At 64.5% G+C, this 20,437-nt stretch carries 14 protein-coding genes and 2 pseudogenes; 8 read left to right on the forward strand and 8 right to left on the reverse strand.

Annotated features, from left to right (window positions below):
• The first annotated feature begins 174 nt into the window (after positions 1-174).
• From JQ572_RS05790 to JQ572_RS05800, 3 genes are all read left to right on the forward strand, one after another.
• Positions 175-3,228, forward strand: a complete 3,054-nt coding sequence (locus tag JQ572_RS05790) for an ATP-binding protein (protein ID WP_211382423.1) — start codon at positions 175-177, stop codon at positions 3,226-3,228.
• Between the two features lie 297 nt (positions 3,229-3,525).
• Complete coding sequence (locus JQ572_RS05795) at positions 3,526-4,743, forward strand: OpgC domain-containing protein (RefSeq protein WP_211381984.1); 1,218 nt, start codon at positions 3,526-3,528, stop codon at positions 4,741-4,743.
• Between the two features lie 32 nt (positions 4,744-4,775).
• On the forward strand, positions 4,776-5,264 hold the full coding sequence (locus JQ572_RS05800; RefSeq protein WP_211381985.1) for a DUF2059 domain-containing protein: 489 nt from the start codon (positions 4,776-4,778) through the stop codon (positions 5,262-5,264).
• A 9-nt stretch (positions 5,265-5,273) separates the two neighbouring features.
• Here JQ572_RS05800 and JQ572_RS05805 read toward each other — a convergent pair whose 3' ends face one another.
• From JQ572_RS05805 to JQ572_RS05835, 7 genes and pseudogenes are all read right to left on the reverse strand, one after another.
• Positions 5,274-6,770, reverse strand: coding sequence for a sugar ABC transporter ATP-binding protein (locus JQ572_RS05805; protein WP_211381986.1), 1,497 nt, complete (start codon positions 6,768-6,770; stop codon positions 5,274-5,276).
• Positions 6,767-7,864 carry an SMP-30/gluconolactonase/LRE family protein gene (locus JQ572_RS05810; protein ID WP_211381987.1) on the reverse strand — a complete coding sequence of 366 codons (1,098 nt, stop codon included), beginning with the start codon at positions 7,862-7,864 and terminating at the stop codon, positions 6,767-6,769. Before JQ572_RS05810 ends, JQ572_RS05805 begins: the two co-directional genes overlap by 4 nt.
• Positions 7,861-9,984, reverse strand: a complete 2,124-nt coding sequence (locus JQ572_RS05815) for an ABC transporter permease (RefSeq protein ID WP_211381988.1) — start codon at positions 9,982-9,984, stop codon at positions 7,861-7,863. Before JQ572_RS05815 ends, JQ572_RS05810 begins: the two co-directional genes overlap by 4 nt.
• Before the next feature lie 77 nt (positions 9,985-10,061).
• Positions 10,062-11,078 carry a sugar ABC transporter substrate-binding protein gene (locus tag JQ572_RS05820; protein ID WP_211381989.1) on the reverse strand — a complete coding sequence of 339 codons (1,017 nt, stop codon included), beginning with the start codon at positions 11,076-11,078 and terminating at the stop codon, positions 10,062-10,064.
• A gap of 40 nt (positions 11,079-11,118) precedes the next feature.
• Positions 11,119-12,090 carry an ABC transporter permease gene (locus JQ572_RS05825; RefSeq protein WP_211381990.1) on the reverse strand — a complete coding sequence of 324 codons (972 nt, stop codon included), beginning with the start codon at positions 12,088-12,090 and terminating at the stop codon, positions 11,119-11,121.
• 19 nt (positions 12,091-12,109) lie between these two features.
• Positions 12,110-12,862 carry a TetR/AcrR family transcriptional regulator gene (locus JQ572_RS05830; protein ID WP_211381991.1) on the reverse strand — a complete coding sequence of 251 codons (753 nt, stop codon included), beginning with the start codon at positions 12,860-12,862 and terminating at the stop codon, positions 12,110-12,112.
• 215 nt (positions 12,863-13,077) lie between these two features.
• Positions 13,078-13,774, reverse strand: a pseudogene (locus tag JQ572_RS05835) (ABC transporter substrate-binding protein); the annotation flags it as partial.
• Between the two features lie 248 nt (positions 13,775-14,022).
• Here JQ572_RS05835 and JQ572_RS05840 point away from each other — a divergent pair.
• Together JQ572_RS05840 and JQ572_RS05845 are read left to right on the forward strand one after the other, a co-directional pair.
• On the forward strand, positions 14,023-15,636 hold the full coding sequence (locus JQ572_RS05840) for an acyl-CoA synthetase (RefSeq protein ID WP_211381992.1): 1,614 nt from the start codon (positions 14,023-14,025) through the stop codon (positions 15,634-15,636).
• 15 nt (positions 15,637-15,651) lie between these two features.
• Positions 15,652-16,659, forward strand: coding sequence for a zinc-dependent alcohol dehydrogenase family protein (locus JQ572_RS05845; protein ID WP_211381993.1), 1,008 nt, complete (start codon positions 15,652-15,654; stop codon positions 16,657-16,659).
• A gap of 17 nt (positions 16,660-16,676) precedes the next feature.
• Here JQ572_RS05845 and JQ572_RS35410 read toward each other — a convergent pair.
• A pseudogene (locus tag JQ572_RS35410) lies at positions 16,677-17,216 on the reverse strand (MFS transporter).
• A 143-nt stretch (positions 17,217-17,359) separates the two neighbouring features.
• On the opposite strand from JQ572_RS35410, the gene JQ572_RS05850 reads away from it, so the two are divergent.
• From JQ572_RS05850 to JQ572_RS05860, 3 genes are all read left to right on the forward strand, one after another.
• The gene (locus JQ572_RS05850; protein ID WP_211381994.1) at positions 17,360-18,163 is read left to right on the forward strand and encodes an MBL fold metallo-hydrolase; all 804 of its coding nucleotides are present in this window, start codon (positions 17,360-17,362) and stop codon (positions 18,161-18,163) included.
• Between the two features lie 152 nt (positions 18,164-18,315).
• A complete protein-coding gene (locus JQ572_RS05855; RefSeq protein ID WP_211381995.1) occupies positions 18,316-19,332 on the forward strand; it encodes an alpha/beta fold hydrolase in 1,017 nt (338 codons plus the stop codon).
• A 13-nt stretch (positions 19,333-19,345) separates the two neighbouring features.
• On the forward strand, positions 19,346-20,293 hold the full coding sequence (locus JQ572_RS05860; RefSeq protein WP_211381996.1) for a fatty acid desaturase: 948 nt from the start codon (positions 19,346-19,348) through the stop codon (positions 20,291-20,293).
• The last annotated feature ends 144 nt before the right edge of the window (positions 20,294-20,437 follow it).

Genomic DNA, 20,437 nt, shown 5'->3' on the forward strand with positions numbered 1-20,437 from the left:
TGCAAAAGCTATCACTCGCGAATGTGCTTCGTCCAGAGAGCCACTGTTTGGTGATGCAGCCATGCTTCTGTGCAAGTTCGATTGCCATGCATTTCCCGATAGGTAATCTTGCGTCAAACTCCTCGCGTGCGCCGGTCGGCCGGGAACGACGCCGTGACCTCTGAAGGCACAGGAATGCACTGCGTCGCGTGTCAATCGACGATCGATCCGGGCGATAGCTGGTGTCCCAAATGCGGGGCGGCCGCACGACGCGCCGATCCTGAAAGCGAGCGCCGCTTCGTTACGATTCTCCGCGCCGACGTGGTCGATTCCACCGGGCTTGTTGCCGAGCTGGAGCCGGAGGAGGCCGTCTCGCGCCTGGAGCCGGCCTTGGCAGCCATGAGGGCCGCGGTACGTCAGTTTGGAGGCATCGTCAGCAAGGAATTGGGCGACGGACTCGCAGCCGTGTTCGGCGCTCCGATCGCGGACGACAACCATGCGCCGTTGGCCTGCCACGCGGCGATCGAGCTGGTCCGACGGGTCGGAAGCCTCGGCGATCCCGGGCTGCAGGTGCGGGTCGGCCTCCATTCGGGACACGTGGTCGCCTACATGGTCGCCAGCGAGTTTTCCAAGGTCTACGAGATCGGCGGTGCCGCCCAGCATCTCGCCGCGCGGCTGGAGTCGGCGGCCGAAGCTAATCAGATCTACGTGTCGGAAGCCTGCCAGAGGCTTGCTGATGGCCATGTCCGGTTTGAATTTCTGGGCGGCAGGGCGCTGCGCGGCTTCAGCCAGCCGCTGCCGGTCTATCGGGTCGTCGGCGCCAGCGATCTCTCGAGCTGGCGCGTACGACGGGCACGCAGCATTTCAAGGTTCTTCGACCGCACGACGGAGCGGGCCCTGCTGGGCCGCGCCGCGGAATGCGTCGGTGCCGGCCGGCAGACCGTGCTGTTGCTGGGTGACGCCGGCATCGGAAAGTCGCGTCTCGCGCATGAGTTTGCCCAGCAGCTCAAGGCGGATGGCTGGCGCTTGATCGACGCCGAGTGCAGTCCGAACCTCCAGGGCGCGCCATTCAGTACGCTCAAGCGCCTGCTGCTCTCGATCCTGGATGCCGCCGGCAAGGATCCGGACGGTCCGTCTGACCCGCGAAAGGATCGGCCGCTGATCCAGCAACGCGCCCTCGATGCCGTGCTTGATCTGCCGATATCGGAGCCGCAGTGGAACGAGTTGGAGCCTCATGCGCGGGGACGCGCGATTTCCGATGCGAGTTGCGCCATCGTCGAGAGTGTGGCGGGCCGCCGCCGCACCGTGCTTCTGGTCGAGGACCTGCATTGGATCGATCGGGCCAGCGATACCGTCATCGCTGCGATTGCTTCGCTGCAAGTACCAGGTCTTCTCGTGCTCCTCACCTCCAGGCCTAACGGCATGCCGGTATGGATTGCGCGCTGCCGCGCCGAGGTCGTCGCGATGCGACCTCTCGACGACGATTCGGGGCTGGCCATGCTGGCTGACATGCTCGGCCCCTCCGCGGCGAACGCCGATCTGAAAAGCCGGATCATTTCCCACACGGCCAACGTCCCCCTGTTCATCGAGGAGGTCTGCCGCGGACTGAGGGACAGCGGAACGCTTCGCGGCCAGTGGGGCGATCTCGCGCTGGTGCGTCCCATCGATGAGCTTGGTATCCCCACCAGCATCCAGGGCGTGATCGCGGCGCGCCTCGATCGCGTGTCGAGGCAGGAACGTTCCGTCTTGCAGATGGCGGCGGCGCTCGGGCCGCGATCGCGTGCCGCAATGCTGCGCAAGCTCGTAGAGTTGCCCGAGAACGTCCTCCAGGATTGCCTTGCGGCGCTCGATCGCGCCGAGCTGCTGGTCAGGATCGACAGCGAGTTGGACGACGCGCTCGAGTTTCGGCACGAGATGGTACGTCAGGTGACGTATGATTCGATGGTTGAAAAGGTGCGCGAAGGCATTCACGCGCGCATTCTCGAGACCCTGGAGGGCGACGGAGCTTACGCCGATGAACCCGATACGCTGTGCTATCATGCGGTGCGGGCCAAAGATTGGCGCAGGGCGTTCGGTCAGGGCAGAAGTGCAGGACGAAAATGTTTGAGCCGCTCGGCCTTTGCGGATGCGGCCAACTATTTCGAGATCGCAATGGACGCGCTCGACAAGACTCCGATGGCTCCCTTGCGGGAGGCCGACGCCATAGATCTTCGCATGGAAGCACGCGCGGCGTTCATCGCGTCCGGTCAGATTGCCGAGTGGCTCGACCTTGGAAAAGAGGCCGAGCGGCGGGCCGACGCGATCGATGATATCGGACGCAAGGTCGCCGCCATGACGGTCAGAGCCGGTGCGCAGAACTTCTATGGAGCGCCGGTCGAAGCGGTTGCGGTCAATGAAGAGGTCGTCCGTCTTGCGGAGGGCTGGGACAATCTGGGCTGGCTCAACCTCGCACGATATGGTCTCGGGCAAGCCTATTTCCTCGCTGGTTGCTACAGTGACGCCGGGCAGACATTGGCACTGGCTCACGCCCAGCTGGCCGGGCCGCAAGCCAGTGCCCCGATCGGGACGACTCCAAGATATCTGCTGCTGCTCTGCTGCATGATGAAGAGCTTCACCCATACCGTCATGGGCGAATTGGATATCGCGGAGCAGCTCCAGCAAGAGGCTGCGGCGATCGCAGCGGAGACCAATCGGCCCTACGACCGCGTCGCGGCCGCCTATAGCGGCGGCTGGCTGATGCTCGGCCGCAACGAGCCGGCGGCGGCCGCTGCCATTCTCGAGGACGGCTACGTGCTGGCGCAGAAGCACGGCATCCGGCTGTTCGTGCCGGTGCTCGCCTGCCATCTCGGCATCGCCTATTTGGAGCAGGGGCTGTTCGACCGCGCGCGCGGCATGCTGACTGAGGCGCGCGAGGAGGCGAAGGCGGTCGGCTACACCTCGGCGGTGTTGCGCAGCTCGATCTATCTGGCACTCGCCACCTATCGCCTCGGCGATGTCCAGGCTGCGCAGAACATGCTGCGTGAGGCGCGCAACACGGCGCGGCAGCAGGGGTTTGCCGGGCTCGAGGCCGAGGCCCTGTTCGGCGAAGCCGTGGTGACGCCGTCCTCGAGCGAGGAGAGCAGGGCGGCCATTCTCGCCGCCCTGCACGGCACGATCGCGATCGCCTCCGAAAGCGGCGCGCTGCCGCTCCAGCGCAAGGCCGAGGCGATGCTGAACGGGATGCTGGCGCGGGACGACGAACTGACCTAACCCACTCCGGGCCGGCCGATATCGGCCCGATGCGCCAAATAAATCCCGCAGGCGACGCAGAGGGTTGGCTACTGTGCATGGGGTTGTTTTCGCTGTTTTTGAAGGGTCCGCCATTGTGCAGCGCAGAGGACGGCGCGCCTACGCTGCCTGCTCCGATGACAAAGCCCCTTGCGCGCCCACCAAGGTCGGCTACCGTTGGCCCTGGCCGCACGGCCAGGTGACTTTTGATTCAGTTTTTTTAGCATTCCATTTTGCCGGCGCCGCAACGGCGCGACGCTCACCGAACGAGGCGGGGCCATGATCATACGGGACCAGTCGGCTCTGCTTGCTCCGGTCGAGCGCGATCTGCGGCTCGATCTCTTCCGCGGCATCGGACTGTGGATGATCTTCCTCGACCACATCCCGCACGACGTCGTGGCCTGGCTGACGCTGCGCAATTACGGCTTCAGCGACGCCGCCGAGTTCTTCGTCTTCATCTCCGGCTATCTGGTCGGCTGGATCTACGGGCCGATCGTCGCCGGCGGCTGGTTTCTCGCCGCGCTGAAGCGGCTGTGGCGGCGCGCGGCCGAGATGTACGTCGCCCACATCATGCTGTTCCTGCTGTTCACCGCGCAGATCGCGCGTACGGTCAGGAGGTTCGACAACCCGATGTATGCGGACGAGTTCAACGTTCACAACTTTCTCGACCATCCGGACATCCTGATCGGGCAAGCGCTCTCGCTGCGCTACAAGCCGGTCAATCTCGACGTGCTGCCGCTCTACATCACGCTGGTGTTCGCCTCGCCCTTCATCGTGTGGTGCCTGGTGCGCCGGCCGAACCTGACGCTCGCGGCGTCCGTCGTACTCTACGCGCTGTCGCGCTGGTTCAACTGGAACCTGGCCTCCTATCCGCCCGGCACGACCTGGTACTTCAACCCGTTCTGCTGGCAACTGATGTTCGTGTTCGCGGCCTGGTGCGGCATCGGCCAGGTCGAGAAGGTCGCCAAATGGGTCTGGTCGAGGACAGTGATGGGGCTGGCCGCGGCGTGGATCGCCTTCGCCCTCCTGATCGTGATGACCTGGCACATCCACGCACTCGAGGCGATGGTCCCGAAATGGATGATCAAGGCGATCTACCCGATCGACAAGACCGACCTCGACATGCTGCGCTTCACGCATTTTCTGGCGCTGGCGATCTGGGTGACCTATTTCGTCCCGCGCCACTGGAAGGCGCTGCATTTGAAATGGCTGCGCCCGGTCATCCTCTGCGGCCAGCATTCGCTGCCGATCTTCTGCCTGGGCGTGTTCCTGTCGTTCTCGGCGCATTGGATCCTGACGCAATACACGAAGGGCGTCTGGGAGCAGCTCGTCGTGTCCTTTGTCGGCATCATGATTCAGATCGGCGCCGCGTGGCTGCTCGACCGCGCCCGCAAGGTGCCGGAGCTGTTTGTGAAGGTGACGGAGGTCGAGGAGCCTGACGAGGTCACGCCGAACAGCGCGCCGGCGACCGCCGCCATGGCGCCTGCCAGCCGTTGAAGAAACGCGTCGCCCGCATCGTGGAGAGTTTCATGTCCAAACGTTTGTTGACGATCGCTGGTCTGCTTCTGCTCCTCGCCGGCGGCGCGTCCGCCGAGCCGCCGTCGCCGGAGGCGATGACCGCGGCGCGCAAGCTCGTGGTCACGCTGAGGATCGCGGACCAGTATCGCAACGCGCTTCCGCAACTGCTGCTCAAGCTCAGGCCCGTGGTCGCGCAGGACCGGCCGGAGATCGAGCGCGACTATGACTCGATGACAGCTCCCGGCGCCCAGATTTACGCCCCGTACGTCGCCGCGATGATCGACCAGATCGCCGCCGCTTATGCCGCAACCTTCACCACGGACGAGTTGCGCCAGATCGAGGCGTTCTATGCCCTGCCTGCCGGGCAGAAATATCTGGAGAAGGCGGATGCGCTGGCGCTGGCCAGCGCGCAGATCGGCCAGGACGTCAGCCAGAAGGCCACCGACGAACTGAAGCAGCGCCTCATCGAGGCGCTACGCCAGAAGGGGCGAAAGCCCTGAACGGCCGTTTTAGTGGATGGCGGCGTACATGATCCTCTCCTCCGTCGCGTCCAGCGCGGAGAATTCCTCCACGACCTTGCCCTGGCGCGAGACCAGGATGCGGTCGGAGAGCGCCATGATCTCCGGCAAATAGGACGAGATGACGACGACCGCCTTGCCATCGTCGGCGAGCTGGTTGATCAGCTCGTGGATCTCGACGATGGCGCCGACGTCGACGCCGCGGGTGGGCTCGTCGAAGATGATCAGGTCCGGCTCCTGCACCAGCGATTTGGCGATCACGACCTTCTGCTGATTGCCGCCGGAGAGCTCGACCACCTTGCCGTGGTCGCCGATGGCGCGAACCCTGAGCTTCTCGATCCAGGTCTTGCCCACCGTCTCGGCTTCCCGCCGCGACAGCATCATGCGTCCCCCGGGAAACTTCGACAGCAGGCCGAGATAGATGTTGCGCGCGATCGAGGACGTCTCGAAGAAGCCCTCGACCTTGCGATCTTCGGTGACATAGGCGATGCCGGCCTTGACCGCCGGCGCCGGCACCCGATAGCGCACCGGCTTGTCGTGCAGCAGGATTTCGCCGCCGTGAAAGAAGTCGCGCTTGAGCACGCCTGCGACGATCTTGAACGTCTCGGTGCGGCCCGCGCCGACGAGACCGAACACGCCGGTGATCTGCCCTGCGAAGACCGACAGCGAATTGTTCTTCACCATCGGCGCCATCTTCAAATTCTGCACCGTGAGCACGCGGGCGCCGGCCGGCCGCACGGTGCTCTTCCGCGCGCCGTAGAGTGTATTGGAGAGGTCGCGCCCGACCATGGCCTGCACGATGGCGGCACGGTCGAATTTGGCGGCATCATCGGTCACGACATGCTTGCCGTCGCGCAGGACGGTGATGCGGTCGGCCAGCAACAGGGCCTCTTCGAGGGCGTGCGAGATGAAGACGATCGAGACGCCGCGCTTCTTGAGATCGCGGACGAGGTCGAAGAAGTACTTCTTTTCCTCCGGCGTCAGCGACGCGGTCGGCTCGTCGAAGATGATGACCTTGGCGCGATGCAGGACCGCGCGCGCGATCTCGACCATCTGCTTCTTGGCGGCACCGAGGCCGCCGACGGTCGCAGTCGGCGTGACGTCGAAATTGAGCGATTGCAAAAACTGCTGCGCGGCGATGTAGATGCCGCGCAGGCGGTTGTAGAACCTCTCCTGCCCGAGAAACAGATTCTGCGCCACCGTCATGGTCGGCACCAGGCTGTTCTCCTGGAACACCATGGCGATGCCGAGATTGCGCGCCTCCAGCGGCGTCCGCGGCGCGACGTCCGCGCCATCGACCGTCATGGTGCCCGAGGTCAGCGTCACCACGCCCGCCATCACCTTGGTCAGGGTCGACTTGCCGGCGCCGTTCTCGCCGACCAGCGCGTGGATCTCGCCGCGGCGGAGGTCGAAATCCACCCCGTCGATGGCGGGCACACCGGCGTAGAGTTTCGTGGCCTTGCGCAGCGAGAGTGCGATGTCGCTCATGAGCAAAACTCCTCGGCAAGGCCGGACAGGGACAGTCGCAGCACGCGGCCCGGTCCCTTGGCGATCAGGACGAGATCGCCGCCCAGTTCGACCGCCGCAACGATGCCGTGGTTGACGCCGTCGACCCGGCTGTGCAGCGAATAGAGCGGCTGGCCATCCGCGTTGAGGCGGATGACGAGGCCATAGGACCGCGGCGGCGCCCACGGCTTGATGACACCCATGGTCTTGATGTGCGCGCCCTGCATCGGTTCCTTGAACGAGAGGCCCGAGCGCAGTCGAGGCGCGACCCAGTAGGCCGGATCGATCTCGGCCATCATGCGGCGGCGGTAACCCGGCTCGCGCAGCACGAACTCGATGAGCTGGGTGCGCGCGGTAAAGGCAGTGAGCCAGTAGCCGCCGCCCGCGGCTTTTGTCAGTCGCGACGGATAGACCGGCAGGTGAGCAAGCACGACCTTTGGCGATGCGCCCGGCGTCACCAGAACCAGGCGATGGCGCCAGCTCTCGCTGACCAGCGCGCCGTTGCCATGCGCACACGCGCCGAAGGCGTGGCCGAGCCCCTGCGCGAGAGGCGTCACGACCTTGCTGCCGGGATCCAGCCTGAACACGCGGCCGCTCCGGTTGAGCTCCATCAGGTCGCGCGCCCAGTCGTCGACGCCGCATGTCGCTGAGCCGTCCGTCGCAATCAGCGTGTTGTCGCCCGCCAGCGCGAGCGCGTTGATGGCGTTGAACGCCGTATCGGCGAACGTCACGCCTGGCTGCTCGGCCGACGCGTTTGCGTAGAGATGTACCTCGCGTCCGCCGAGGGCGACGGCGAGGCCGCCGCCGGGAAGGGCACACAGGGCCGAGATCGGCTGCTCGAAGCTCCGGACTTCCGATGCCTGGCCGCCAGTCAGGGACATCAGCCGCTGACCGTCCGCGATGTAGAGGTTGCTTCCATCCGTCGCGAGGTCCTCGGGCGCCTCGCAGGTCAGCAAGGTCTCGGCCGATTCCAGCTTCTGGTTGGGCTTCAGCGCGCCGTCGAAGGACGGCACGGTGATGGTGGCGTCGCCGCGTCCAAGAAAGCGGTTTGCGAACTCCCTGACGGCTGCGATCACGACTGCTTCCCCCACCGCTTGTCGTACTGGACGAAGTTCGGATCGGCATTGTCGAGCTTGTAGCGGCCGATCCGGTTGTTGAGGATGCCGCCGAGATAGAGATAGCCGCGATGCTCGCGCATCGAGGTGATCATCGGATGGTTCTCGCCGCGCAGGTCCCAGAAAGATTCGACGATTTTGCCCTGCTCGTTGAACTTGACCACACAGCCCGTGTTGATGTTGGGAAACAACCATTCGTCGACCGGCACGCGCTTGCCCATGCGGCGGCGGAAGCCGGGCATCTTCCAGGCGAGGTCGAGAGAGGGGCTGCGCATGCCGACCAGTGCCAGCCAGTAATTGCCGTCGGAGGCAAGGTTGATGTTGTCGGGGTAGCCCGGCAGATTGTCCATGACGACCTCGACCTTGCCCTTCTTCGGTCCGGCGAACCAATAGCGCTTGATCGAGCAGCCGAAGGTTTCGGCGAACAGGATCGATTGGCCGTCGCTGGCGACGCAGATGCCGTTGGGGAATTTGAGACCGCGCAACTCGGTGCGGGTCACGCCGGTCTTGGTGTCGTAGGAGATGATGCGGCCGTTGCCGCGCGCCTCGAGGCCGTCGATCGGCCACTCGTCCATCTCGTAACGCACGGTCGCCTCGGAGAAGAAGATCAGACCGTCGTCGGTGATGTCGAGGTCGTCGGCGAGCCGCAGGCGGCTGTCGTCGTTGACCGAGCGCATGCTGCGGTTGGTCTCGTCGGTGGCCTTTTCCACCGTGCCGTCAGGCGTGATGCGATAGAGTCCCATGCCGCCGATGCAGACATAGAGATTGTCCTCGCGGTCGAAGGCCATGCCGAGCGGCTGGCCGCCGATATGGGCGAACACCTCCATCTTCTGATAGTCGGGTGCGAGGAAGCGCATGATGTCGCCGTGACGGGATCCCGCATAGAGGTTGTCGTGGCGATCGAGGATGACGTCCTCCGGCGCCTCGATCCGGCCGAGGCCGATCGACTCGACGTTACGCAGCTTGTCGTTCTGCTCGAACGGGCCGCCTTGCCCGATTTCGGTCGGCGGTGGCGGCGGCAGCGCGTGATAGGTTGGCGCGACATAGACCTTGCTGATGATACGGGTGCGGTTCTTCTGCCAGCGGATATCGACCATGGCCGCGACGAGCAGGATGCCGGCGAGCGCCATCCGGTTGACGCCGCCGCGCGCATTCATGGTCGTCAGGCCGTTGGTGATCAGCAGCACGATCAGAACGCCGACTGCCGATTTTGCGACCGAGCCCTTGCCGCCGCCGAGCGTGATTCCGCCCAGTACCGTAGCCGTCAGCACGATCACCTCGAGCCCGACGCCGATGTCGCCGCCGACGGTGCCGAGCCGGGATGCGAAGAACAGCGCACCGATGCTGGTCAGCACGCCGCTTGCGACATAGCAGAGTGCAATCGTGCGGCGGACGGGAATGCCTGAATTGTACGCCGAACGGCGCGATCCGCCAATCGCCGTGATGTGCCAGCCCGGCCGGAGCCGGGTCATGAAGATATGGCCGACGATGGCGACGACGATATAGACCAGCGCCACGGTCGGAATGCCGAAGACGCTGCCACCGCCGATGAAATCCCAGGATGGGATATCTGGGAAGGCCGATGCGATCGCGTTGGAGTAGCGCTGGATCAGGAGATCGTAGGCCGAGCGGTAGATGATCAGCGTGATCAGCGTGGTGATGAAGGCGCGCAGCCGCAGATATCCGATCAGCACGCCGTTGACGGCGCCGAGCAGCGCACCGCAGAGCAGTGTGGCCGCCACCACCGCCGGGACCGGCCAGTCCAGCACGTCGAGCAGATAAAGCGCGCAGAAATCCGTCAGCGCGAAGATCGATCCGACGGACAGATCGATGCCGCCGACGATGACGACCAGCGCGAGCCCGAGCGCGATGAAGCCGATCTCTCCGGCCTGACGCGCGGTGTCGGCGAGGCTCGCCGGCGACAGGAAATTGTCGATGGATCGGCTGAGCGCGAGGCCGACGATCAGGAGCAGGATGACCGGGATGGCCGTCTCGGTCCATCGCTTGGACAGGATTTCACCGAGCAGATGATCGGGCCAGTAGCGGTAACGCAGGCTTGTCAGGGTGTCGCGCATCGGCATTCCAGAACCTTGCAAGTTTAGGGGCCGCGTCCCGGACGAGCGATCGTCCGGGACGCCTGGGTCTTGCGTCGCGACAGCTATTTCTTGAGGTCGCTGAGGTTCCAGCAGGCGGTCTGGCCGTCGGCGTTCTCCTTGGTGATCGGAATCAGCGTCGTGTATTCCGAGCCCTTGATCGAGCCGGGCTTGACGCCAGACGACAGCAGCCATTTGATCGTGCCCGCCATCTGCGCGGCCTGCGTCGGCACGTCGTAGCTCATGTTGAGATCGAACGCGCCTGATTTCACCAGCTCGCACGCGCCCTTGCGCTCGCCGCCGCCCGACGTCGCCACGAACACCTTGCCGGTGAGGCCGGCTTCCTTGACGGCCGCTGCGGTGCCGATGTCCATGCCGTCCCAGAAGCCGACGATGCCGCAGAGATCGGGATTCTGCTTCAGCACCGTCTGCGTGATCGCCTTGGCCTTGGCGGCGTCCCAATCGGCGGCCTGGCTCGACACCACCTTGATTTCAGGATGCTTGGCGAGCACGTTCTCGACGCCCTTGAGCGTATAGGCGCTCGCGGCCGCCGACAGCGCCCCCTGGATGATCGCGATCTTGTTCGACTTGCCCTCGCAGGCCTTGACCACGGCTTCGGTCTGGCGTTCGCCGATCTCGACCCAGTTGGCGCCAACGAAGGCGGAGCTGCGATAGGCCGAGCCCATGTTGATCTGGATGACGTAGATGCCCTCGTTCTCCGCGCGCTGCAGCAGCTTCGCATAGGTCTGCACGTCGGGATTATGGACCACCATCACCGCCGGCTTCTCCGAGATCAGCGACGTGACGGCTTGTGCGCCGGCATTGGTGTTCCAGTTGGCATCGCGGATCACGAACTTGACGCCGAACGGCTCGAGCTCCTTCTTCAATCCGGCATACCAGCCCTCGGTGAGGTCGAAGTTCATGGCGACCGGAACATAGGCGACAGTCTTGCCGGCCAGTGCCTCCTTGAACGGCTTCTGGAACGGCTCGTCCAGGCCCTGCTGGGCGAGGGCCGGTGCAGTCATGGCCGCAAGGCCCAGTGCGGCAAGGATGGCCTTGGTCGGGCTTCCGAAATGCTTCATTGCTTCCTCCTTGGTTGTGGTTGTCGTTGTTGTCGTTGGTTCAGATGTCGCCCTGTTGTGCGGTTTCTTCGTTGCGTGGATTCAGGAAGGAATCCGTGATGACGGCGAGCAGCAGGACCACGCCCTTGATCAGGTTCTGGCCGGCATAGGAGATGTCCATGATGGTCATGCCGTTGAGCATCGTGCCGATCACGAGCGTGCCGATGACGACGTTCAGCACGCCGCCGCGTCCGCCGGATAGCCCGATGCCGCCGAGCACCACGACCAGGATGACATCGTAGATCAGTGTCGAGTTGAAGACGCGGGTCGGCATCGAATTGACGGAGGCCGCCATCACGAGGCCGGCAAAGCAGCCAATCAGGGCGGTGATCACATATTGCAGGACGATGATCGGGCGGGCCGGGATGCCGGTCACGCGCGCGGCGTAGGGGTTGTCGCCGATCGCGTAGATATAGGCACCCCAGCGCGTCTTGCGCAGCAGGAACGCGACCACGATGCAGGCGATCGCGAACATCCAGATCGACGTCGGAATGCCGAGAACGGTGCCCTGTCCGAGCCGCTCGAAGCCGTCCATACCGGGACTCCACTGCACGACGTCGAGCTGGAACAGCGCAGCCTGCCCGAGACCGGCGAGGAGCAGGCCGGTTGCGAGCGTCGCAAACAGCGAGGGGACTTCGGCGTATGCGATCAGCCAGCCATTGACGAGACCGAAGGCGATCGTGAGCAGTACGGCGGTCAGCAGCGAAGCCGGCAGCGAGTGACCGTTCTGCACCATCTGCAAGACCAGCCCCGGCGGCACCGCCAGCGCCGCGATCAACGAGATGTCGATGCCGCGCCCGATCACGACGATCGCCATGGCAAGGCCGAGGATGCCGAGCACCGCGACGTTCTGGAGCAGCGTCAGCATGTTGTCTGCGGTCAGAAAGCCGCGCAGGAAGATCGAAAACACCAGAAACAGCAGCGCGAAGACGGCGAAGACGATCTCTTGCTGATTGAACCGGAAACGCTTCATCGTTTGGCCCTTCCTGGGACTATGGGTGCGCCATCTGCTTTGGCCTCGCACGTGCCCTGGCGGACGTGCGTCCGTTCGTGCGGTTGCCATTCGACAAGGCGGCGCTCAGGAGGTTGCCGACTCCATCGATGTAGCCGTCGATCGACGTGCCGCGCTTGCGATACTTGGCGCGTTTGACGTACCAGTCCTGGAGCAGCGGCTTGATCAATGACGCCGTGAGCTTGACATGGTCGATCGTGAAGGCGCCGCTGGCGACGCCCTGCCTGAGGACGTCGGCGATGATCTTCTCCGTCATGGCTTCCATGTCGATCGCACGCTGGCGTTCCGCTGGCGGAAAGGACTTCGCCTCCATGAAAGCGAAGACGAACCAGGGCTGCATCGCCTCGCTCATGCGGATGTGGGTCGCGATGATCCAGTCGAGGTGCTTGTGGGCGTCGTCCCTGACGTCGTCGGGGGGCGCTGTCAGCACTTCGGTCGTCGTTGCCGCGACTTCGTCGAGGATCATCGACAGGAGCCTGGGCTTGCTGTCGATATACGTATAGAGGCCGCCCATGCTCAGTCCGGAGGCTTCCGCGAGCTGGCGCAGCGTCGTGGCGTGAAAGCCCTGCTTGTTGGAGAGCGTAAGGGTTGCGCCGATGATGCGCGCGAGATTTGCGACGGCGAGACGTGGCTTCTGGACGCGGATGGAGTCGCGGTGACGTTCCAGAATGCGCGTGCACAGCGCTTCCGTCGAGAACGCGTTCGTCCAAGGTCGTCGGCGCGCGAGATTCACGCTGCCTCCCTAAATTTCTTCCCGGATCTTGTGGCGATGTTGTTGATCCAGGCGTGGGCTTTACACCCTTGTCGTCATTCCTAGCGCAGAGAGCAGCCATCGGGAAAGGGGGCGGACCAGAATTTTCTGAGAGAGCGCTCGCTCGTTTTTCCGTGCGATGCAATGTCGTGGACCCGCCCTGTCACGGAAGGCAGGTCCACAATGTGTGCAAAGCGTTACTTCACCAGTGGGCAGCCGCCGTCCTTCAGCGGCCGGACAGCCTGGTCGGCGGGGACTTCGGCGAGCAGCTTTTAATAATCCCGCGGACCCTTGGATTCCTCGGGCTTCTTGACCTGAAACAGGTACATGCTGTGCACCATCCGGCCATCATCGCGGAGTGTGCCGTTGTCGGTGAAGGCGTCCTTCACCCGGCAGCTCGCGCGTCTTCGCCATCACCGTCTTGGTGTCCTTGGTGCCGGTGGCCTGCACGGCTTTCAGATAGTGCAGCGCCGCGCTGTAGGTTGCGGCCCGGTTCATCGTCGGCATGCGCTTGACGCGCTCCAGAAAGCGCTTGCCGAAGGCGCGCGTCTTGTCGTTGAGGTCCCAGTAATAGGCCTCGGTGATGATCAGCCCCTGCGCGAGCTTCAGCCCGAGGCTGTGCACGTCGGAGATGAACATCACGATGGCCGCGAGGTTCTGGCCGCCGGCGACGATGCCGAACTCGCCGGCTTGCTTGATTGCATTGATGGTATCGCCGCCGCCGTTGGCGAGCCCGATGATCTTGGCTCTGGAGGCCTGGGCCTGCAGCAGGAAGGAGGAGAAGTCCGCGGTATTGAGCGGATGCTTGACGCTGCCGAGCACCTTGCCGCCCGCGGCCTTCACGACATCGCTGGTGTCGCGCTCGAGCGAATGGCCGAACACGTAGTCGGCGGTAGCCCGGCCGCAAAGGCGGCGCGCGCGATCCGATACATGACATTTCCCCCAATATTTACAGTTGGGCGCGCCAGCCTAAAGTTGCCGCGGCGAGGATGCAATTCTTGCGTCATGACGCCAGCGCGCAGGAATTTGACGCAGCCGACAGCGCCGACTACGCTTCGCGCAACTCGAAAAGCGATGGAAGAGCCTGGCGGACGTTAGGGCTCGGAACGTCGCGTAAATTGCAGATCTTGAGGGGAATGGAAATGTCGAACGACACCGCAGCCACCATATCCAAAGCGCGCGAGCATTCCATCGGCGATCTCTTGCGTCGATCGGCGGGCCGCGAGCCGAACAAGCTCGCGGTGAGCTGCGGCAATATCAGCTGGACCTTTGCGGAGATGGACGCGATCTGCAACCGGCTGGGCCGCGGCCTGCTCGCTCTCGGCGTCAAGAAGGGCGACCGCATGGCCGTGCTCTCGCGCAATTCGCACGCTTTCGCCGCGTTGCGCTTCGCGCTGGCGCGGATCGGCGCGGTGCTGGTGCCGATCAACTTCATGCTCAATCCGGACGAGATCAATTTCATCCTGAAAAGCTCCGGAGCCAAGCTGCTCGCGACGGGGCCGGATTTCGTCGAGCCCGCACGCGCCGCAAGCGCGAGGGATTGCGCGGTCGAGAAGATCATCTGGCTGCCGGGCGAGGATCCCGCCACGGCGCCGTCGGGCCTGACCACTTTCGATGATCTTCTTGCCGCCGACGGCTCGTTCCTGGAAGCGTCCGTCGACAGCCGCGACCTCGCGCAGATCGTCTACACCAGCGGCACGGAGTCGCTGCCCAAGGGCGCGATGCTGACCCATGAAGCCGTGATGTGGCAGTACGTCAGCTGCATCATCGACGGCGGCATGAGCGTGGACGACAAGTTTCTGCACGCGCTGCCGCTCTATCATTGCGCGCAGCTCGACGTCTTTCTGGGGCCGCAGATCTATCTCGGCGCCTCCGGCGTCATAACGGGCAAGCCGACCGCCGACAACATTTTGGCGCTGATCCAGGCCCACAAGATCACCTCCTTCTTCGCGCCGCCGACGATCTGGATCGCGATGCTGCGCTCGCCGAATTTCGACAAGACCGATCTGTCGACGCTTCAGAAGGGCTATTACGGCGCCTCGATCATGCCGGTGGAGGTGCTGCTCGAACTGCAGCGCCGGCTGCCCGACGTCAAATTCTGGAACTTCTACGGCCAGACCGAGATCGCGCCGCTCGCGACCGTGCTGCGGCCGGAGGATCAGCTGCGCAAGGCCGGCTCGGCCGGCAAGCCCGTGCTCAATGTCGAGACGCGCGTGGTCAACACGGCGATGGAGGACGTGAAGGTGGGCGAGGTCGGCGAGATCGTGCACCGCTCGCCGCATCTGCTGTCCGGCTATTATAACGATCCCGTGAAGACCGCGGCCGCGTTCACCGGCGGCTGGTTTCATTCCGGCGACCTCGCCACGGTCGATGACGAGGGCCACATCACCGTGGTCGACCGCGTCAAGGACATGATCAAGACCGGCGGCGAGAATGTCGCGAGCCGCGAGGTCGAGGAGATGGTCTATCGCATCCCCGCCGTGTCGGAGGTCGCCGTCGTCGGTCTGCCCGATCCGCGCTGGATCGAGGCGGTGACCGCGATCGTCGTGGTCAAGAGCGGCGAGAGGCTCGACGAAGAGTCCGTCATCAGGCACTGCGCCGGCCAGATGGCGCATTTCAAGGTGCCCAAGCGGGTCATCTTCGTCGACGCGCTGCCCAAGAACCCGAGCGGCAAGCTGCTCAAGCGCGAGCTGCGCCAGCGGTTCGTCGGCGGCGAGACGCTCGACAAGGCGGTCCAGAAGAGCTTCGGCACCTGAGACGGAGCATTTGCCATGAAAGCCTGGCAGGTCGCGCGCGACTGGTCGATCGAGGGGATGGAGTTGGCCGATCTGCCCGAGCCCGCGCCCGGCCCCGGCCAGGTCGCGGTGCGGATGAAGGCGGCATCACTGAACTATCGCGATCTGCTCACGGTGCAGGGCAAGGGTGGAGTCACCAGATTGCCGCTGATCCCGTTCTCGGATGGTGCCGGCGAGGTGATCGCGGTCGGCGAGGGCGTTGCTCGCGTCGCGGTCGGTGATCGCGTCTGTCCGATGTTCTTCCAGTCCTGGATCGACGGGAAGGTCTCGGCGACCAGTCGCCGCTACGCGCTCGGCGGCACGCGGCCGGGTGTGTTGCAGGCGGTCATGCTGCTCGACGCCGAAGGGGTCAGCCGCATCCCTTCGCATCTTTCGTTCCAGGAGGCTGCGACGCTGCCTTGCGCGGGGCTTACGGCATGGCGCGCGCTGTTCGAGGAAGCCAATGTGAAGCCCGGCGACATCGTGCTGGTGCAGGGCACCGGCGGCGTATCGATCTTCGCGCTGCAATTCGCAAAGCTCGCCGGCGCAAGTGTGATCGTGACCTCGTCGAGCGACGAGAAGCTCGAACGCGCCCGCGCGCTCGGGGCTGACCACACCATCAACTACCGCTCGGTTCCGGAATGGGGCAAGGCGGCCTCGGACTGGACCGGCGGCGGCGTCGACCACGTTGTCGAGGTCGGCGGCAAGGAGACCTTTGCGCAGTCGCTCGAGGCTGTCAGGGTCGGCGGGACCATTCTCGTGATCGGCGTGCTCTCCGGCTTCTCGCAGCAGATCGCGATTCCGAGCCTGTTCTCCAAGAATTTGCACGTCATCGGCCTCTCCGTCGGAAGCCGCCGCATGTTCGAGGGCATGACCGCCGCGATCGGGCGCAACGGGATGAAGCCAGTGATCGACCGCGTGTTCGGCTTCGATGCCGTGCCCGACGCACTGCGGCTGATGCAGCGGGGCGGACACTTCGGCAAGATCGTGGTGGAGTTCTCCTAGGAGCACGCAATGACGGTCTAATACTTCTTCAAGTGCGTCCCGAACGCCAGCCACAGCGCCATCGACGCCAGCCCAAATCCGCCGAGCAGCAGGAAGGTCGGTCCGTATCCGATCCATTGCGCGATCCAGCCGCCGAGCGCGGACTAAGGCTCGCGCCGACGCCTTGCACAGTAACCACTGCGCCCTGGCCGAGATTGATGCGGCCGGTGCCATTGGGGGAGCGCGCGACCATGCCGGGGACGGCTACCGTCTGCAGGCCGGTGCCGATGCCGTCGAGCACCTGCATCGGCACGACGCCCCACCATCCCGTGACGAAGAAGGCGAGCACGCCACGGCCGCTTGTTGCGGCTGGAATCGATGAAGCCGCCGATCGGCGTCGTGACCAGCATGCCCGCGACATTGCCGATCGTCATGGCGGTGCCGATCAATCCGCTCGCCCAGCCGCGCTCCTGAAGGAACACGCCGACGAACGGTCCGATGCCCGACTGCATGTCGGCCATGAAGAAGTTGACTGCGTACAGGGGCCAGAGACTGGGTGATGAAGGGCGCGATGTCATCGAGACGTTGAAAATGCTCCTGTCGATCGAATGGGTCTCGCGCCACGCGCAGACTGCCAGCCCATTGTGCCGGCGCTGATCGGAATCTAACCTGCCCTCATCGCGTTGGTTCCGACCGTATTTGCAACAGCTGGATGACGACCATGCCTCTGTGGACCTGCGAAACCTGCGGCGCGCAATTCCCGGACAGCGGAAATCCGCCCGCGTCGTGTCCGATCTGCGAGGATGAACGGCAGTTCGTCGGCTGGAACGGCCAGACCTTCATCACGCGCGAGGCGCTCTCGGAACGTCACCGCGTGCTCTGGCGCGAGGATCTCGGCCTGACCGGCATCGCGCTCGAGCCCAGCTTCGCCATCGGCCAGCGGGCGCTGCTGGTGCCGCTGGGAGGCGGCTGCGTCATGTGGGACTGCGTGCCGCTGGCGACACCGGAGGCGATCGCGCAGGTCCGCTCGCTCGGCGGGCTGAAAGCGATCGCGATCTCGCATCCACATTATTATGGTGCGCTCGCCGACTGGAGCGATGCCTTCGGCGGCGTGCCGGTCTACCTGCATGCGGACGACCGCGAATGGGTGACGCGTCCGCATTCATCGATCGTGCACTGGACCGGCGATCAGCATCGGATCTCGGACGATGTGCAGTTGCTGCGCACCGGCGGGCACTTTCCCGGCGCGACCATGCTGCATTGGTCGCGCGGCGCGGATGGCAGGGGCGCGCTGCTCACCGGCGATATCGCGCAGGTGACGATGGACCGCCGCTTCGTCAGCTTCATGTACTCCTATCCGAACTACATGCCGCTGAACGCCGCCGCCGTGCGACGGATTGCGGCCGCCGTCGAGCCGCTGGTCTTCGATCGCATCTATGGTGCCTGGTGGGGCCGCAACGTCGCGGCCGGCGCCAAGGCGGCATTCGCGGCGTCTGTCGCACGCTATCTGGCTGCCATCGCCTGAGCCGGTGCGATCGAATTCTTCTTGCCGGCCGTTAATAAATGGACTAAAAGTACAGTTATTAAGCGTGACGCAACGACGCGTCCGCGAGATCGGCACGATCGATGCATCGTCGGTTCGGCGGCGCGCTGTGCGGCCGCGTGGGAGTTGAACGCATGACGGCGGAGCGCGACTACGAGATTTTCGAGGCCGGAGACGTCACGCTCCAGTCCGGCGTCGTCTTTCCCGCGCTGAGCCTCGCCTACAAGAGCTACGGCACGTTGAACCCGAACAAGGACAACGTCATCCTCTATCCGACCTCGTTCAGCGCGCAGCACATCGATACCGAGTGGCTGATCGGGCCCGCCGGCGTGCTCGACCCCACCCGCTACTTCATCATCATCCCGAACCTGTTCGGCAATGGCCTGTCGTCCTCGCCGTCGAATACCGCCGAACCGTTTCCGCAAGTCACCTGTCACGACGCCATCGCGGTTCAGCACATGCTGCTCACCGAGCGGTTCGGTATCTCGAAGCTCGCCCTCGTTTATGGCTGGTCGATGGGAGCAATGCAGGCGTATCACTGGGCGGCGCTGCATCCCGACATGGTCGAGCGTGCCGCGGTCGTCTGCGGCAGCGCGCGGTGCGCGCCCTATAATTACGTCTTCCTCGAAAGCGTGAAGGGCGCGCTGACCGGCGATCCGGCCTTCCGCGACGGCCGCTTCGTCGAGAAGCCCGTCGCAGGCTATCGCGCCATGGGACGCGTTTACGCAGGTTGGGCGATGTCGCACGGCTTTTACCGCGACGAGGTCTGGCGCGAGGCAGGCTTCACCTCGCTGGAGGACTATCTCGTCCGTGCCTGGGACGCGGCGTTCGCGCGGCGTGACGCCAATGATCTGCTGGCGCAGATCGGCATCTGGCAGAACGGCGATATCAGCCGCTGCACGGCATTCGGCGGCGATTTCGATCGGGCGCTGGCCGCGATCAAGGCGCACATGCTGCTGATGCCGGGCGCGACCGATCGCTATTTCGACGTCCGCGACAACGAGGACGAACTCGGACGTCTCGTCAACGCCAGGTCGGCTGTGCTCCATCCCATTCCGTCACTGCACGGCCACCGGGCCGGCAACCCTGTCAACATTCCGCGCGATCAGGCCTTCATCAAGGCCGAGGTCGCGGAGCTTCTCGGCAAATAGGCGGGCATCGATCATGACCGACGCAACCGGTTCAGAGTCCGGCCACCGCCTGAAGCCGTTGAGCCCGGCAATGCTGCGCGAATTGGCGGTACGCTCCGATCTCAGGGGCGCCGCGCAGAGCCTTGGCCATTACGGCGTGATCCTGCTGGTCGGCGGGCTGATCTGGATGGTCGCCTCACGTCATGGCGTCCTGTGGGCGTTGCCGCTGATGGCTGTGCAGGGCTATGTCGTCGCCTTCCTGTTCATGGCGGTGCACGAGACGGCGCACAAGACGGCGTTCAGGAGCCGCGGCCTCAATCTCGCGGTCGGCTATCTCTCGGCCTTCATCATCGGATTGCCCTACGAATATTACTGCCTGTTTCACTGGGACCATCACCGCTACACCCAGGATCCGGAGAAGGACCCGGAGCTCATCGTCGGCGTCAGGCCGACATCCGACGCGCAACTCGCGATTGCCTATAGCGGCCTGCTCCAGGTTGCCGGCCGCCTCCGGCTGATGCTCGGCCATGCCGTCAGCGGCAAGGTCGTCGTGCCCTGGATTCCCGAGAACCGGCGCGCCATCATCGTGACCGAGGCGCGGGTCTATGTCGCGCTCTATGCGCTGCTGCTCGTGTTGTCGCTGTGGTTCGCCTCAGCGCTGCTGCTCTGGGTCTGGATCGTGCCGCTGATCATCGGGCAGTTCTTCCTGCGGCCCTATCTGTACGCCGAGCACACCGGCTGCGAGCGGACCCGCAGCGCTTTCCAGAACACCCGTACCACCTATACCGCCGCGATCGTCAAATGGTTGGCGTGGAACATGCCCTACCATGTCGAGCATCACGCCTATCCCTCGATCCCGTTTCACGCGCTGCCGAAGCTGAACGGGATCGTCGACGGCGAGATCGTCCATCGCGGCCGCGGCTACCTCAGAACGACGCGCGAAACCTGGGCCTGGTTTCGCAGGCAGCGGCAGGCTAGCTAGCAGCGCGGCCTCTCGCCAACGCCTTTTGCCGGCTTCCGATAGGAAGCTTTACCGCGGGTTCATCGCGCCCGCAGTTCGGGCGGGTCATTCCGATACCGTCTGGTCGATGGCTCCAGAATATTCAATATAATCAGCCGTTTGTAA

This window comes from Bradyrhizobium sp. SZCCT0153 (assembly GCF_018129995.1).
GTDB lineage: Bacteria > Pseudomonadota > Alphaproteobacteria > Rhizobiales > Xanthobacteraceae > Bradyrhizobium > Bradyrhizobium japonicum_G.

What these genes read in the sequence shown, in the direction of transcription:
- JQ572_RS05825 (WP_211381990.1), bottom strand. Translation starts at nt 12,090, where the DNA reads ATGAAGCGTTTCCGGTTCAATCAGCAAGAGATCGTCTTCGCCGTCTTC.
- JQ572_RS05815 (WP_211381988.1), bottom strand. Translation starts at nt 9,984, where the DNA reads ATGCCGATGCGCGACACCCTGACAAGCCTGCGTTACCGCTACTGGCCC.
- JQ572_RS05790 (WP_211382423.1), top strand. Translation starts at nt 175, where the DNA reads ATGCACTGCGTCGCGTGTCAATCGACGATCGATCCGGGCGATAGCTGG.
- JQ572_RS05840 (WP_211381992.1), top strand. Translation starts at nt 14,023, where the DNA reads ATGTCGAACGACACCGCAGCCACCATATCCAAAGCGCGCGAGCATTCC.
- JQ572_RS05795 (WP_211381984.1), top strand. Translation starts at nt 3,526, where the DNA reads ATGATCATACGGGACCAGTCGGCTCTGCTTGCTCCGGTCGAGCGCGAT.
- JQ572_RS05805 (WP_211381986.1), bottom strand. Translation starts at nt 6,770, where the DNA reads ATGAGCGACATCGCACTCTCGCTGCGCAAGGCCACGAAACTCTACGCC.
- JQ572_RS05845 (WP_211381993.1), top strand. Translation starts at nt 15,652, where the DNA reads ATGAAAGCCTGGCAGGTCGCGCGCGACTGGTCGATCGAGGGGATGGAG.
- JQ572_RS05860 (WP_211381996.1), top strand. Translation starts at nt 19,346, where the DNA reads ATGACCGACGCAACCGGTTCAGAGTCCGGCCACCGCCTGAAGCCGTTG.
- JQ572_RS05855 (WP_211381995.1), top strand. Translation starts at nt 18,316, where the DNA reads ATGACGGCGGAGCGCGACTACGAGATTTTCGAGGCCGGAGACGTCACG.
- JQ572_RS05850 (WP_211381994.1), top strand. Translation starts at nt 17,360, where the DNA reads ATGCCTCTGTGGACCTGCGAAACCTGCGGCGCGCAATTCCCGGACAGC.
- JQ572_RS05820 (WP_211381989.1), bottom strand. Translation starts at nt 11,078, where the DNA reads ATGAAGCATTTCGGAAGCCCGACCAAGGCCATCCTTGCCGCACTGGGC.
- JQ572_RS05800 (WP_211381985.1), top strand. Translation starts at nt 4,776, where the DNA reads ATGTCCAAACGTTTGTTGACGATCGCTGGTCTGCTTCTGCTCCTCGCC.